Annotated in this window: 10 protein-coding genes and 1 pseudogene; 7 read left to right on the forward strand and 4 right to left on the reverse strand. The window is 42.9% G+C overall.

Annotated elements, in window-relative coordinates; genetic code table 11:
• The 3 genes and pseudogenes from DVO77_RS19145 to DVO77_RS16820 form a co-directional block, all read right to left on the reverse strand.
• A pseudogene (locus DVO77_RS19145) lies at window positions 1-185 on the reverse strand (hypothetical protein); the annotation flags it as partial.
• A 169-nt stretch (window positions 186-354) separates the two neighbouring features.
• Window positions 355-4,656: an EAL domain-containing protein gene (locus tag DVO77_RS16815; protein WP_249038199.1), complete on the reverse strand. Its 4,302-nt coding sequence runs from the start codon at window positions 4,654-4,656 to the stop codon at window positions 355-357.
• Window positions 4,657-5,257: 601 nt separating this feature from the next.
• Window positions 5,258-7,990, reverse strand: a complete 2,733-nt coding sequence (locus tag DVO77_RS16820) for an insulinase family protein (protein ID WP_119979152.1) — start codon at window positions 7,988-7,990, stop codon at window positions 5,258-5,260.
• A gap of 276 nt (window positions 7,991-8,266) precedes the next feature.
• Here DVO77_RS16820 and sixA point away from each other — a divergent pair, with 276 nt between their 5' ends.
• On the forward strand, window positions 8,267-8,737 hold the full coding sequence (gene sixA / locus DVO77_RS16825) for a phosphohistidine phosphatase SixA (protein ID WP_110456109.1): 471 nt from the start codon (window positions 8,267-8,269) through the stop codon (window positions 8,735-8,737).
• A gap of 170 nt (window positions 8,738-8,907) precedes the next feature.
• Here sixA and smrB read toward each other — a convergent pair whose 3' ends face one another.
• Window positions 8,908-9,435 (reverse strand): endonuclease SmrB, encoded by a 528-nt coding sequence (gene smrB, locus DVO77_RS16830; RefSeq protein ID WP_119979105.1) that lies wholly within the window; start codon window positions 9,433-9,435, stop codon window positions 8,908-8,910.
• A 79-nt stretch (window positions 9,436-9,514) separates the two neighbouring features.
• On the opposite strand from smrB, the gene prmB reads away from it, so the two are divergent.
• The 6 genes from prmB (at window position 9,515) to DVO77_RS16860 (ending at window position 14,956) form a co-directional block, all read left to right on the forward strand.
• Window positions 9,515-10,459 (forward strand): 50S ribosomal protein L3 N(5)-glutamine methyltransferase, encoded by a 945-nt coding sequence (prmB, locus tag DVO77_RS16835; protein ID WP_110456107.1) that lies wholly within the window; start codon window positions 9,515-9,517, stop codon window positions 10,457-10,459.
• A gap of 97 nt (window positions 10,460-10,556) precedes the next feature.
• Window positions 10,557-11,651 (forward strand): chorismate synthase, encoded by a 1,095-nt coding sequence (gene aroC / locus DVO77_RS16840; RefSeq protein WP_110456106.1) that lies wholly within the window; start codon window positions 10,557-10,559, stop codon window positions 11,649-11,651.
• An 88-nt stretch (window positions 11,652-11,739) separates the two neighbouring features.
• Window positions 11,740-12,915, forward strand: coding sequence for an MFS transporter (locus DVO77_RS16845; RefSeq protein ID WP_119979106.1), 1,176 nt, complete (start codon window positions 11,740-11,742; stop codon window positions 12,913-12,915).
• A gap of 51 nt (window positions 12,916-12,966) precedes the next feature.
• Window positions 12,967-14,097, forward strand: coding sequence for an ATP-NAD kinase family protein (locus DVO77_RS16850; RefSeq protein ID WP_119979107.1), 1,131 nt, complete (start codon window positions 12,967-12,969; stop codon window positions 14,095-14,097).
• 38 nt (window positions 14,098-14,135) lie between these two features.
• On the forward strand, window positions 14,136-14,417 hold the full coding sequence (locus tag DVO77_RS16855; RefSeq protein WP_119979108.1) for a YfcL family protein: 282 nt from the start codon (window positions 14,136-14,138) through the stop codon (window positions 14,415-14,417).
• 2 nt (window positions 14,418-14,419) lie between these two features.
• Complete coding sequence (locus DVO77_RS16860; protein ID WP_119979109.1) at window positions 14,420-14,956, forward strand: RNA methyltransferase; 537 nt, start codon at window positions 14,420-14,422, stop codon at window positions 14,954-14,956.
• Window positions 14,957-15,091: the final 135 nt, after the last annotated feature.

Raw genomic sequence — 15,091 nt, forward strand, 5'->3', positions numbered from 1 at the left:
GGAATACCGGCCACAGCTACAGGCTTAAATTTAACGTTGGGAATACCAGCTACAGCTACAGGTTTAAACTTAACGTTAGGAATACCAGTTATTTGGCTTGATGTATAAGTATCGTGCTCAATTATGTCAGCAGTTAATGAGCATGAGGTTGCTAAAACGATGGCTGTAACAATTCCGGTGATCATAATGTTATATCTCTCAGTGTTAATTGTTTTGTGATTGCCAACAAATTGTTGACGCCTGAGAGGTTGTTAGCATAAGTTATGCCAGAATTGAATTTGTTGGTTGATTTGCTTTTACTTGTAACTCGTAAGTGTTGTTTCTCTTTAAGTAGAAGCTAAACTACAGATAAGGCTATGCATTTTTAGTATCATAGATTGAATTTTGCTGTAAATTATCTTGCTTTAAAAGCTCACTAAAGTCATGTTCATTAACTGCCTTGCTGAATATAAAACCTTGTATCTCCTCGCATTTAAGGGCTTTTAATATACTAAGTTGTGATGCGTCTTCAACGCCTTCGCCTACGACAGATAATCCCATGTTGTGGGCGATAGTGATAATTGAGTCGACCATTTTTAAGTCCCTATCAGATTTATCGATATCATCTACAAACGCCTTATCTATTTTTAGAGTATTGATTGGAAAGCGTTTAAGGTAGGAGAGTGAGGAATACCCGGTGCCAAAGTCATCTAATGCTAGGCTGACGCCCATTTTTGATAATTGCATCATCACTTTTATGGCTTTTTCCGGCTGTTTTATGACGGTTCCTTCGGTAATTTCAAGTTCGAGATTATTTGCGGGCAGTTGAGTGAGACGTAAAATTGACTCTATACGTTGCTGTAGATCGGGTAGTGCAAATTGTAGCGATGATAAATTGACGGCCACACGGCCATTAAACAATCCTTGATTACGCCAATTTTGTGCCGCGAAGCAGGCTTTACGCATTACCACTTCACCAATTTCTACTATAAGCCCATTTTCTTCAGCTAATGGTATAAATTCGTTAGGCGGAATTAAACCTAGGGTTGGGTGATTTAAGCGAACGAGCGCTTCCATTCCCGCCATTTTACCCGACTTGAGATCGACTTTTGGCTGATAATAAACCACAAATAGATCATCTTTCAGCCCTTGTCTTATCAGATTTTCAACTTCCAGCTGGCGAATAGCATTGCGATTGAGCGATTCTGAATAAAATTGGTAACGATTACCGCCAGCTGATTTAGCATGGTACATAGCGATATCGGCTTTTCGCAGTAATGCTTGTTCATTTTGATCATCTTCAGGATACAGCACAATACCAATACTGACTCCAACGACAACTCTGTCTCTGGTGAGCTCGAAAGGATTAGAAAACGCATCTACCACATTATTTGCAATAATTGCACTTGATCCAATATCAGGATTATTATCGATAAGGATGGCAAATTCATCACCTCCTAACCGATAGATACTAGTATGGCTTGGTACGGTTGCTTCTATTCTATGGGCTACTTTAATCAGTAGTTCATCGCCAACTTGATGTCCTAATGAATCATTAATTTTTTTGAAGTTATCTAGGTCGAGGATCATTAAAGTATGATGGGTATCCTTTTTGACTAGATTTCCTAATGTCACCATTAAACTCGAGCGATTGGGGAGATTGGTTAATAAATCATTGTTGGTGAGCTTCCTCAGCTCTTCTTCTTGTTGTTTACGGCGTGAAATATCAGAAAATACACCAACATAATGAGAGAGCACTCCTTGCTCATCGTAAATGGCATCGACCGTGAGTTCCATCAAAAAGCTGTTATTAATCCCCTTAGGTGATTCGACTTCATTACTCCAACTGCCTTGTTGTTGTAATATTAAACGGATCTGTTGAGAGTAACTTTCTGGATAGAGATCGAACTTAAATAGTGAGCCGATAAAGTCAGTGCGGCTTCTTTCACATAAATCACAACAAGCTTCGTTGACCTCAACAAACTTAAATTCATTGTCTAAAATAAACATGCCTTCAGAGATATTCTCAATTGCACGTTCAAATAACCTTAATTGCTCTTCTGCCTGCTTGAAATTACTGATGTTTTTGATAGTGCCAGTCATGCGCAGTGCTTTATCATTTTCATCGCGCTCGACGATTTTTGCTCTATCTAAAATCCATACCCATTGTTCATCTTTGCCTTTCACGCGATAGGCTGCTTCGAAATGATCGGTTTCACCATAGAAGTGTTTGTTCAGTGCGGTATTGACACGCTCTTGATCCATTGGGTGAATATTGCTTTCTTGTCCATGCTCTCCAGAGCGCTGGCCGTCGCGGGGAAACTCTAATGATCCCCAGATATTTGAGCGATAAATTTGCCCCGTTTCTATATCCCAGTCCCACATCTCATCGCCACTTCCCCAGAGTGATAATTTTAAGCGCTCTTCGGATTTAGCTATTTGGCGTTGTATTTCTCGTTTTTTGAGTACTGCTTTGGCAATAAGACCACTAATGATTAAAAAGGTGGAGAAATAAACGAACTTAGCTTGAAATGATAGCCACCAAGGTGGCGTTATTTCAACATCTATTGATTTAATTGGTCCTAATTGATTCGTGAGCGAATCAATGGCCCTTACATTAAAAGTGTATTCACCTGGTGATAGATTCGTATATGTTGCTGAGTTTATGCCTTTCGATGTTAGCCAATTATCTGATAACCCTACCATTTGATAGGTATACTGCAAGTTTTTGTCAAGGTTACCTGGAGAATTAAATCGAAATGAGAACGGGTAGTCTGAATATTTTATTTTTATTTTTTTTGAAAACTGTAAGCTTTTGTTTAGTATGCCGTTATTTATTCTTTCAGGTATGTTGAATATTAATAGTTCATCTAACATTACATTTGGTGGAGTGGCTAACTTTATCGCTTGTTTTACTTCAGAAATTGATGCTTTCGTTATTCCTGATATTCCGCCTATATATATATTATCTCCAACAATTGAAATGGCTTGTACGTTATATTCATCTTGACTTCCATAATTTGAATTAAGGATTGTAGTTTTGTCTGTTATTTTGTTCGTGAATGCAATTTCTGAGTTTGATGATGAAATAATTAAATCTTCTTTGGCTTCAATCGCATAGATTGGTTTGTTGCTGTCTATTATTTTTGTTAATGTATTGTTTTTTATTTTGTATAACGATGTTCTTGTCCCAAAGTAAATTGCATTATCATCTCGGTAAATACTTATGGTAAGGTCTTCTTTAAATATTTTCTCTAACTTTCCATTTTTTAGTTTAAATAAACCTCCTTGAGTTGCGATTAAATATTCATCGTCCATTATGTTTATATCAAATATTGGGTTGCCTATATCAATATCGAACTTTTCAACTTCATTGTTCTCAGTGTTTATTTTAACTATTTTACCGTCTGTTGTACCAGCCACAACATTATTAGTTCCAAAGATATTTTTGACTACAAAGAACTCATTATTGTTTATAGTAGTTTTTTTGTTGTTTTTTATATTTATAGAAATTAGGCCGGATTGAGTTGCAACATAAAGTAAGTCTTTTTTTAATATTGCTGATTTCGGCCCAGAGACACCAGAATCATATGAAATTATTTCATTTAACGAAGTGTCATATATTTTTATTAAATTAGAATCAGAGGTAATTAGAAGCTTGTTGTCTGTCAAGCTGTTTATTGACCATACATTATTTGATGAGTTAAATGTTTTTAATGTGTTCTTCTTACTGCTTATAAATGAAAGCCCATTGTTTTGTGTGGCTATATATATACCACTATTACCTAGGAAAAGTCTAACGTCGTTATTTTTTTGTATATCACCCTCTGTTTTGCCTAATTTATAGATCGCACCTTCGATTATTGAATATAGTACTCCATCCTTAAATGCTATGATATCATTGCCGTACTCGAGTATAGACTTAGTGTTTTTTAATATCTCAATATCTTCTTTTGATTCTAAATTTTCAAGAGTGTTACCAATCCATCCATATACTGAATTTTCATATTTTATTAAACCTTCATACTTTCCTAGGTTGACCACGGAGTTATCTGTTATTTTGTAAATACTGCCATTGTAAGTTATAGCGAAATAACTTGAGCCTATTGGTATTATTTTTTTTAACCCACTAGCCTCAACTTTTATAGAGTTTAGCTTTGTTCTGAGTTCGTGGTCGATTTCTATTATATCTTGCTCAGTTCCAATTATTATTGTGTTTTTACTTTCATTAATAGACCAAATTGCAGTTTTTTCTATTTTTAATACATTGTTATGATTTATGAATTTTTCTAATTCATAATTATAGCTAACAAGTCCTTTATCGGTGCCTATGAGTAAACGTCCACTTTTATCAATATATAGACTTCTGATAAATGAACTAGGGAGAGAGTAGTCGTTATTTTCAGAATAGAAGTGTTTAAATTTACTACCGTCAAATCGATTTAAACCATTTAGAGTACCTACCCAGACATAGCCATATTTATCTTCTACTACTGATGTCACAGTACTTTGGGATAATCCTTCTGGCACATTGTAATGATCGACATTTAGAAGGGCTTCGCTGGCGAGGGATAAACCAGAAAAAGATAGTGTAAAAAAAAGAATTAGTAATAAATTTTTCAAGGGATTAGGCATAATTATTAGTTTGATTATTAGCCAGTAGTGCTTAGGCAGCATGTAGTTAACCTACTTTTCCAGAAAGTGAATGATTTGTCAAAAGAACACTGAATTTTTTTGTATGTTAATCATTGTTATTTTCATTTGCTTTTAATGCCTTGCGCCATCGAATAAGTACACTATGTGTTAGATGAGCTGTTTCATGGTGTAAAGATAAGACGGTAAATAATGGATGGATTAATCAGTTTTCTTGATGATTTTTACATGCCTTTCATATTAATCCTTTTGTATCAAAGGCTTGCCTTGGGTGTTCGGCATATGGTTTGCTTGCATCATGCTGAACTGATGCCAAGCTCGGTTCAAAATAAGGAGTTGCCCTAGGGCCTGTTGACCTTTCAAGGTTGTTTTTACAGTGAATTGTTGGGTATTTATACAAGGCAGAAGCTTTGTGGTGTAGTTATTCTACATAAAAAGCTGAGAACGCCGTAGAAATACCCAACGAACGCTGCCGAAGGGGTCGGCTAAAAAACGTTTTACTCTTTGTTAAGTGAATTTTGCTTAGATGACCAGGCTGCAATCCAGTCGCCTCGATTAACACGTTTTTGTCTCGAACAACATTCAACCAGCAAAGATCAACAGGCCCTAGTGTATTGTTCAGGTGTTAATAACTAAATTTGGGTGCTTGCTGTTTAAATGAGCGCAGGTCTGTGATCATATTGTCTGAGTTGAGTGGCTCCTGATTTTGATGTTGCTCACCCGTGGTAAATAATACGAGACGATCGCAATGTTTAGTGCGCATTTTTTGCATCATAAATTGGATTAAGTCTGCACGAGTTAATTGTTTTATTTGCTCTACGACGAGCTCTCGTTGGTTAAATTGATAATCTTTATTGCCAATACTGGACCAGTAACGTTGGCCACGGGTTTTTAAGTTGGGATCATGTTCCATGATTTGGCTAATTAAGCCTTGTTTGGTGAGTTCCCACTGGGTATTGGTTATCTGCATCACCGCATAATTAAAGTCAGCGATAAACTCATCAATCGCTTCCAGCAGTTGCAGGGGCCCAGTTGTTGGTGATTGAATATAGAAAATCATGCCAGGGTAGCGATTGAGTGGTAAGTAGCCAGTACCGACCATGTAACCCAATTGACGTTTAGTGCGCAGTTCATGAAAAAAGGTCGACGACATCGTGTGGTTGAGCAAGCTAAATAATGCCATGTTTAACGTCGATGCTTGTGCCGATTGATAGTAAACGATGATGCTACTATCTTGATGTGCGACGCGTACCTCTCTGATGAGGGTGCCGATATTTTCAAGGTTAATCAGTTCGCGCTCAGACTCGCCACTAGGGGATGAGACGAGTGACAAAATATGCTCGAGTCGCTTACCTAAGGCTTTAGCTTCTTTAGTTAACCAATCACCATAGACTAACCCTTCCAAATGCAACTTCTCATAGAAGCGGCTGATATGCTCGTGCAGATCGTCTAAGGTGATTTTTTCTAACTCTTCAGCCATGCGCAGTGGCTCATAGCTGCGTCGTTGCAGTGTAACCGTTAAGCTGGTAAATAATTGCGAGATAGGTTTGGCACGGCTTTGGTTATACCAGCTGCGTAATATCTGCTTCTTAATTTGTTTAAAACGCTCTTGGGTAAAATTACGCTCTCTGGCTTTGTTGATTAATAACGCCAGTAGAGCCTCTTGTTTGCCGGTAAAGCCGGTTAAATGCAGTGTAATACCGCCCTGATGGGGGTAAATATTATAGCTGAGTCCTGCCACTTCGGCGGGGTAAGTGTATTCTGTCAAATAATCTAACAACATCTCGACATATAAGCGTGTCAGCGCAGCATGACGGGGAGTGGCGGTCGCTTGTTGTGAGTCTAGGGATAGGTAGATATGTCCTTTCGGTACATTAAATTCATCGTCTTTTCGATGCCAAATCCGGTAGCCATTTTCTTGACAGACAATCACAGGAACATGGTGCGGGCTTTTGTCATTTCTTGCGACTGAATCGGCAATAATAAAAGGGTTAACTTCTGGAAGACTAAGCTCCTGACGAATAGTGGGGTTGTACCATGGGGTTAAACGATCCTTATCAATGGGGTTGATTTTATAAGGGGAGTGATACCACGCCGCTTGTCTGTTGGTGTCGAGTTCTGGCGAGATCAGCTGAATGCGCAGATTATCTGGTGTCATTAATGCCAATAAGGCTTGGGTTTCTGCGATATCGAGGCCATCCATGCGGTAATCGCCATAAACGATATCTTCGACATCATAATGGTGCATGTTAATACTGAGATGACTCGCTAAGTCGAGTGCTTTTATCTGCTCTTGGTACTTAAACGCTAGGGTTAATAGATTGGCCCGCTCTTGGTAACGCCACGCGGCTAAGCCACTATTTTTGATGAGTGCTAAATATTCAAATGTCGCTTGAATGACATCATCGAGTTGCGCAAGTCCCTTATCGGTTAACTGAATACTGATGTTGTAATCTTTAAAGTTATAGCCACTTACGCCGCCGCCAGCCGAGAGATTTGCAGCCCAATCCTGACTTTTTAAGTAACTGAGTAAACTGCCTTTACCTTCGTAACCCAATAAATGGCTGATAAAAGTGAGGGGCTTGCGTTTATAGAAGCCGTCAATGGCGGGTAGCGGAAAGGTAATTGCGACTCTGCGCTGCTCTTTAAGTGGCACTATGTTTATCTGTTGGCCTAACTGTGCTGCTTGGTAGAGCGGCGTGGCAGGATAGTGTTTATGCAAATCATTATTCACAATGGATGAGAAATAGCACTTGGCTAATTGGGCTAATGTATCAATAGGTAAGGGCGCTACCAAACAAAGTGTCATTAAATTTGCGCTGTAGTGCTGCTGATAAAATGCCACTAACTCGTCGCGTAATGTTTGTTGGCTGCCGGATAAGGTTTGTAAATTACCCACGGAAAATTTACTAAATGGATGAGCTGGATTTACCGTTTCTTTTTGCACTTGATACACACGGCGAATATCGTCTTTCAGTTTTAGGCTAAATTCCGATTCAATGGCGTGTCGCTCACGGTCAACCAAATCGAGATTAAAACAAGGTGCAATAAAAAATTGACTAAAGCGATCGAGTGACTCCTCAAAAACGTCGGCATCGATTGAAAAAAAGAAGTTGGTTTGCTCTGTCCCCGTCCATGCATTGTTACTGCCACCATGTTGATTAATAAATGCATGATACTCGCCCGAATCGGGGTATTTTTCGGTACCCAGAAAGAGCATATGTTCTAAGAAGTGTGCCATACCCGGGCGGGCGCTAGGATCGTCAAAGTGACCCACATTTACCGCCATAGAAGCTGCGGCTTGGTTGGTTTGCCAATCTTCTACTAAAAGTACCCTTAATCGATTGCTAAGTTGCATATAGCGATACTGACGATGATCATTGGGGCTTTGAGTGATACAAGTTGATGTTGGCAATTGAGCGGCTCCAACCGTTATGGCAACCCGCTAATAAAGAAGTTGCTCGCTAAAGGGTAAATAAAACAATTAAGCCTACATAGTGGTCTCGAAAAACGACTTTGGCAAATACCTTATCGCCTATTCGACTAATTATTAACAGACTTTAGGTGTGTTACGGTTGACTTTAGCGCTACAATTGCCAAGGAAGAATAAAAATATATTGTAGCGAGAAGTAGTATGCAGCTTTTTTTGATGCGACATGGGGACGCTGGGTATAATGCACATTCCGATCGGGAACGGGTATTGACTGATACTGGACGTCACCAAACCGAATTAATGAGCAATTGGTTAGCGAGGCGTGTCACTGATATTGATTTAGTTTTGGTTAGCCCCTATTTGCGTGCTCAGCAAACTTGGCAAGAAGTGAGTAAGCACTTTCCTGAGCCTCGACATTGGCAAGTGCTGGACGATTTAACCCCATCAGCCGATCCGCAGCGTGCGGTCGAGACTGTTTTAGCTTACGGTGAATTATATAAGGCAGATAATGTGCTAGTGATTGCTCACATGCCGTTACTTGGCTATATGGTCAGTGAATTAGTGCCAGGTATTGAGCCGCCGTTATTTGCAACTTCAGGGATCACCTTGATAGATAAGCATGGCGAAAGGGCATCACTCTCGTGGCAAAATACACCTCACACTGTGAGTTAGTCGTGGTATGAATGGCTAATGCGGAAAATATGATAAAGTCTCTATGGTGATTTATCAGTATTATCGAATACTAGAAGTTATCTGTACTAAGAGTTACCTGCGTTAAGCGTTATCGGCATTAAACAGATTTCGGCATTTAAAAAGACGCTTAAAGCGTCTTTTTTTGTGGGCTAGTCCCACTCATGAAGTTCGCCTACATCGACTAACACCAGCAGCGCAGCATCGCCGCCCCACTCTTTAGGGGCCTTATGGAATGCCTTTACATGCGGATGCTGGGCAAGCCACATAGGAATATTTTGTTTTAATACGCCTGTGCCATGGCCGTGCATGACACAACAGCATGCGCAATGTTGTTTTATGCAGGCTTGCAGCAGGGCAGCGAGTTCTAATTTGGCCTCAGATTGGCGCATGCCATGGAGGTCTAATAACAGTTCGGGTTGGTAATCACCGCGGCGTAGCCGCTTGATTTCAAAGCTGTCGACATCGTCACGTGCCCAACGCATTGCACCCTCGGTGGGCAAGTATGGTTGGTAAGTATCTGAAAAATAGCTGTCGGCATGCAGTTCTGTGGTTTTGGTTTCCACTTCCCGCTTGGTTTTTTGTGGCGTCGAAAAATGACGCTTATCTTGTTTAAGCGGCTTTATGCCTTGGGTCAGGGCCGAAAAAAGCGCCAGACCTTCATCTTTTTCTTTATTCATGGGGCTATTTTATTGAATCCGATGCCATATGAATAGAGTTCAGTTACAATGATATCGAACTATCTAGCTGGAGTATGTTTTGGATAAGATTTTTGTTGATGAAGCGGTAACCGAATTACGCACCATAGGTGATATGTTACGTTGGGCTGTGAGCCGATTTAATGATGCTAACATCTATTATGGTCACGGGACCGACAACGCATGGGATGAAGCCATTGCATTAGTGTTTCATGCACTACACCTTCCTGAAGAGATAGGCCAACAGGTCATTCACTCTAATTTGACCAGCAGTGAAAAGCATAAAATTGTTGAGCTGATCATACGTCGCGTGCGTGAACGTTTACCTGTTCCTTACCTGACCAATAAAGCCTATTTCGCAGGGCTTGAGTTTTATGTCGATGAGCGGGTATTAGTGCCGCGCTCGCCAATTGCCGAGATGATAGCGAACCGCTTTAGCCCTTGGCTCTATAACAAACCGGTTAACCGTATTCTTGACCTATGTACCGGTAGTGCTTGTATTGCCATCGCTTGTGCTTATGAGTTTGAAGACGCCGAAGTGGATGCACTGGATATCAGCGCCGATGCATTAGAAGTGGCACAGATTAACATTGAAACCTTAGGCGTGATGGATAGAGTCTTTCCTATCGAATCGGATCTCTTTAGTGCTATTCCTAAAGGGCCACAATATGACCTAATCGTCTCTAATCCGCCTTATGTCGACGCTGAAGATATTGGTGATATGCCAGATGAATACCATCATGAGCCAGAGCTAGGGTTAGCGTCGGGGCGAGATGGCCTAGATTTAACCAAGCGTATTCTAGCCAATGCTCTAGACTACCTCACTGAGGATGGCCTGTTAGTGGTTGAAGTCGGTAATTCTATGGTGCACCTTATCGAGCAATTCCCCGAAGTCCCGTTTACCTGGGTGAACTTTGAAAACGGCGGTGATGGGGTATTTGTTTTGACTCATGATCAGCTAGTTGAAAATGAATCACTGTTCGCCATCTACAAAGATAGTGAATAATAACCATTTGTGGGTTTAGGGATAAGTCAACCTAGTGGGTAATTAACCATTAGGCTAGGCTTGAAAACGTCTAACAACATTGAGGTGCATAAAGCAGATGTCGGGAAACAGTATTGGTCAAAATTTTGTAGTGACTACATTTGGTGAAAGCCATGGTAAGGCTTTGGGGTGTATTATTGACGGATGCCCTCCGGGATTGATGCTCAATGAGGCCGATATGCAACAGGATCTTGACCGTCGCCGCCCCGGAACATCTCGCTATACCACTGCACGACGTGAAGCCGACGAAGTGCAAATTCTCTCAGGGGTGTTTGAAGGGAAAACCACAGGCACCTCGATCGGTTTAGTGATTCAAAATACCGACCAACGCAGTCAAGATTACTCCAACATTAAAGATCAGTTTCGTCCAGGACATGCCGATTATACCTATCAGCAAAAATATGGCCTGCGGGATTACCGCGGTGGGGGACGTTCATCGGCACGTGAAACGGCCATGCGTGTTGCTGCTGGCGCCGTTGCTAAAAAGTATTTAAAGCAAGTGCATGGTATCGACATTCACGGTTATCTCAGTGCGTTAGGGCCGATTGAGGCTGACAAAGTCGATTTAGCTCAGGTCGAGCAAAATGCGTTTTTCTTTCCTGATGCCGATAAGTTAGTCGCCCTTGATGATTACATGCGCGACTTGAAAAAGAGTGGTGATTCGATTGGGGCTAAGGTGTCTGTGGTGGCAACTAATGTGCCGGTGGGATTAGGTGAGCCTGTATTTGATAGGCTCGATGCCGATATTGCGCATGCGTTAATGGGGATCAACGCGGTAAAAGGCGTCGAGATTGGCGATGGATTTGAGGTGGTTAACCAAAAAGGCTCCGAGCATCGTGACTTAATGTCACCTCAAGGTTTTGCATCTAATCATGCCGGCGGCATCTTGGGGGGGATCTCCTCAGGTCAGCCGATAGTGGCCCATATTGCCATGAAGCCCACCTCCAGCATCAGTGTGCCGGGCGAGAGCATGACGGTCCAAGGTGAAGAGTCTGAAGTGGTGACCAAAGGACGACACGACCCGTGCGTCGGGATCCGCGCCGTGCCCATTGCCGAAGCGATGTTGGCCATTGTTCTTATGGATCACCTGTTACGTCACCGTGCACAAAATGCCGATGTACACAGCGAAACCCCGGTTATTGGGATGAGATAATCTCAATCAGTGACGTAAAAGAGGGCACATAGTATGTGCCTTCTTTTGTTGTACATCAGATAATTAATGAGTTGATTGAGCCTAACACATGCAACAAGCAGATACTTTTCACTCCTTGCGCTGGATCAGCGCTTGTTATTTTTTCTTCTTCGCAATTCTCGGGGTATTAGTCCCTTATCTTGGCGTATTTTTCGAGCATCGAGGCTTTGAGGCGCAAGAAATTGGCTTCTTATTGGCGATTCTAATGGCCACTCGAATTATTGCCCCCAATGTATGGGCCATGGTCGCCGATAAAACCGGCATGCGCGGTCAACTGGTTAAGCTCGGCGCTGGCTGCTCGGCGGTGGCGTTTTTAAGCTTTTTCTACCACGGTGGTTTTGTCTACCTTGCTATTAGCCTCAGTATTTACACCTTCTTCTGGAATGCTATTTTGGCGCAGTTAGAAGTGATCACGCTAGAAACCTTGGGCGAAAACACCAGTAAATACGGTAAAATCCGCAGTTTTGGCAGTGTTGGTTATCTGGTGTTCGTGGTCAGTGTGGGTTTTGGTATCAGCTATTTTGGCACCGAAATTCTTCCTTTTGTCGGGCTGGGCTTGTTTTTATGTCTGCTGGGTTGTTCATTGTCACTGCCTAACACTCGAGTGATGGTGGACAAACTGACCTCGGTTGAACCCCTTAAAATCGATAAGGGAATTTTTTGGTTTTTGGTGTCGGCACTGTTATTGCAAATGAGCGCCGGGCCTTTTTATGGCTTTTTTGTGCTGTATCTCAAGCAGGTCGGTTATAGCGAATCCACCGCTGGCGTGTATGTTGCGCTGGGAGTGCTGGCTGAAATTGTGATGTTTATGTTTGCGCCGCGACTCATGGGGCGTTACGGGGTGAAGACATTATTGGTGGTCAGTGTTGGCTTTAGTGCTGTGCGTTGGTTATTGATGGCTTTTTGTGTTGGCAATATGTTCTGGCTTGGCGTGAGCCAACTTTTGCATGCCTTTACCTTTGGTTTAGTGCACGCGGCGTCGATTCAGTTTGTGCACCAAAAATTTGATATTCGTCACCGCAGTAAGGGCCAAGCGCTGTATGCCAGCCTTAGCTTTGGAGTGGGCGGCGCATTGGGCACCTGGTTATGTGGCTTTATTTGGGGTGATGGTTCGCAAGCGTGGCTCAGTTGGGCGGTTGCCGCCGCGTGCGCTGGCTTATCTATGTTAGCGGTATTATGTATTCCTAATCTTAATTCGAGTAACCCGAAGACTGCGAACGCCTAAGGCGAAAGCCAATCAAATTAGTGCAAAGTATAAAACAGGGAGAAGTGTTTGATGAGTAGCACATTTCGCTTGGGGGTTATCATTAACCCTCTGGCTGGACTTGGGGGCAGTGTTGCCTTAAAGGGCAGTGATGGCGTGGCGGCTGAGGCGATGGCTCGCGGCGCTGAGCCTAAAGCGCATTTGCGTCTGGCTCAAGCATTAGAGGTGATTTTACCTTATCGAGATAAAGTGGAGCTGATCACCGCCTCTGGTGCTATGGGCGAAGAGGTTGCGCTGCAATTGGGCTTTAACCATCAAGTGGCATATCACAGCGCAGTAGAGACAGAGGCGCGAGATACCCAAGATGCGGTCAGAGCCATACAAGCCTCTGGGGTCGATCTGCTGCTGTTTGCGGGTGGCGATGGTACCGCTCGGGATATCTTTGCCGTGGTTGATGAGACCTTGCCAGTGCTCGGCGTACCTGCAGGGGTCAAAATACACTCGGGCGTTTATGGTATTACTCCCCACGCTTCTGGCATGGTGATCAAGTTGCTATTAGACGGCGAGTTGGTCAGCTTAATGACGGGTGATGTGATGGATATTGACGAAGTGGCTTTTCGGCAGGGGACGGTAAAGGCGCGCCGCTTTGGTGAAATGTTAGTCCCAGCGGAGCCACGCTATATCCAAGCCGTAAAAATGGGCGGTAAAGAGGTCGATGAGCTAGTGCTTAGCGATATTGCTGCACACGTAATAGAGCAGATGGAAGATGAGCTTTTTATCATGGGTTCTGGCAGTACTGTGGCTGCGGTTATGCAAGAGCTGGGCTTAGCGAATACGCTGCTTGGGGTCGATCTGATCGCGCACCGTCAGTTGGTTGGTAGCGATTTAACCGCCAGCGAGCTGCTTGAATTGACCCAAGATAGGCAATGTAAATTGGTGATCACCCTCATCGGCGGACAAGGCCATATTTTAGGCCGCGGTAACCAACAGCTGTCGAGTCGGCTTATCCGCGCCGTTGGTAAAGAGAATATTATTATCTTAGCCACAAAAACTAAACTAAAAGCACTTGAAGGACGCCCCTTAATTGTGGATAGTGGCGACCCAGAACTCGACGCTGAATTGTGCGGCTATTATAAAGTCGTCACGGGATACCGCGATTATGTCATGTATCAGGTGGCTAACCCTGATCTTGTCTCAAGATAAGTTAAGCGGCAATACGCTGTTAATTGATTGGAGAAACCATGTTAGAGCAGTACGAACAAGCATTAGATCAATGGATTGCAACAAAAGTAGCGCAGGGCGATGACGATCAACTGTTTGCCAGTGGTTATTTACAAGGCCATTTTGCCGTGGTGTTGTCGCAGTTAGAAGCTCAAACAGAGCAAGACCATCAAGCACTAGATGCCAAGATGCAGGTTTGTTTGGAAACCGCTAAAACGGAGCTCGCGCCAGCCGACTTTTTATTAGTGCAAGGTGCTTGGAATGAATTAAGCGAAAAAATTGCCACCTTGGAAGCCCAGTAATCATGCCATGCGATTCGTTTGTGACGATAGGGTTAGTTAATCCTAAAAGCCCCACTAATGTGGGTGGCGTTATGCGCGCTGCAGGCTGTTACCGCGCCGATGCCGTCACTTATACGGGTAAACGTTATGCACTCGCAGCCAAGCATCGTGGTGAGCAATACAATACCGATACCAAAGGGGCGGGACTAACGATCCCCTTAACGGGTGTCGAATGTCTGCTTGAGGGGCTTGATGCCGATACACAAGTGATCTGCGTTGATTTAGTCGAAGGGGCTATTCCGCTGCCTGAATTTCAGCACCCTGATAAGGCCATCTATCTGTTTGGCCCCGAAGATGGCACGATTGATCAGTATTTGATTGATCGCGCAGATGCGGTAGTTTATATGCCCACTGTGGGGTGTATGAACTTAGCATCGTCAGTCAATGTGCTGTTATATGACAGGTTAGCTAAAGGTGAGCCCACTGGCAGCGATGAGTTGATCCGTCAAAGTCGCGATACCAATAATCGCGTCAAAGTGAAAACCAGCGCCACGTTATAAGCTAAGCTCATTCTCAACCTTCGCCCTATGACCAACGCTAGTCGGCATAGGGCAAGAGGTTGCTGCGTTAGAAGTTGATAGGCAAAGGGTGACATAGCGTTTGGGTGATTTAACTTTTTGCACACGCTTAATCGT

Source organism: Shewanella algidipiscicola (genome assembly GCF_003605125.1).
Taxonomy (GTDB): Bacteria; Pseudomonadota; Gammaproteobacteria; order Enterobacterales; family Shewanellaceae; genus Shewanella; species Shewanella algidipiscicola.